A 1,115-nucleotide genomic window follows, 5' to 3' on the forward strand; every position below is an offset into this window, starting at 1 on the left:
GTCCTGCTCCCCCATGCCCCCACGCAACAAGCAACGCGTGCGATAAGTTCATACGCACGTTCCAACGGTAGGCATTGCGTGTGTACGGGGGAGAACACGGTGTCGCACAGGCCGACGGACTGGCACGTACTCGACCTGGAGAGGGACCCGACACCGGGCGATCCGCAACGCATCCGCAAACTCGCCGGCGCTCTGCACGACTTCGCCGACGACGTGGGCGAGGCCCTGCGCGACCTCAAGGGCATCGCCAAGGAGGACGAGATCCTCTCCTGGGCGGGCAGGACGGCGGACGTGTTCGCCGAGGAGTTCGCGGACGCGCCCAAGAGGCTGCGGAAGCTGAGGAAGTCGTACGACCTGGCGGGCGACGCCCTCACCACCTTCTGGCCGGACCTGCAGGACGCCCAGGAGAAGGCCGACAAGGCACTGCGCGACGGCCGCAAGGCCCGCGACGAACTCACCACCGCGCAGACGGCGTTGTCGGGTGCCGACGACTGGGTCCGCACCGCGACCGGGAAGGTGGACTCGTACGACCCCGCGAAGAGCGGAGGCAGGGACGTCCCCAAACCCGACGAGGCCGACGTCCGCCGCGCCACCCGCGACGCCCAGCACGCGAGGGCCCGCCAGGCCACGGCCGAGCGGAACGTCGAGAGCGCGCAGAGCGCCCTCGACGCGGCGAAGAAGCTCGCCGGCCAGGCGAAGGGCCTGCGTGAGGAGGCCGCCCGCCGGACGGTCACCAAGCTGAGGGAGGCCTCCGACGCCGGAATCCCCAACCGCCGCTGGTGGGAGGAGATCGGCGACTGGGTCACCGACAACTGGGACGAGATCGTCCTCGTCTGCAAGTGGGTCGTGGCCATCCTCGGCATCATCGTGATGATCATCGGTGGCCCACTGGGCTGGCTGGTCTTCGCGGCGGCCCTCGTCGTGATGGCCGACACGTTACGAAAAGTCGTCAAGGGCGAGGCCGGGTGGGGCGACCTCCTCTGGGCAGCCCTGGACTGCATACCCGCGACCAAAGGCATCACAAGCCTCGCCAAACTCGGCAAACTGTGGAAGGCCGGAGGCCTGAAAGCTCTCGGCGACGGTTTCATGGGGGGCATCGGCGGCGGACTGAAGAA

At 68.6% G+C, this 1,115-nt stretch carries 1 protein-coding gene; it reads left to right on the top strand.

The window, feature by feature from the left end; translation table 11 throughout:
* Nucleotides 1-99 precede the first annotated feature (99 nt).
* Nucleotides 100-1,115: putative T7SS-secreted protein (locus ORI94_RS35215; protein WP_416237962.1), on the top strand; the 1,016-nt coding region annotated here is incomplete at its 3' end.

The organism is Streptomyces sp. NEAU-W12 (assembly GCF_026242095.1).
Taxonomy (GTDB): domain Bacteria; phylum Actinomycetota; class Actinomycetes; order Streptomycetales; family Streptomycetaceae; genus Streptomyces.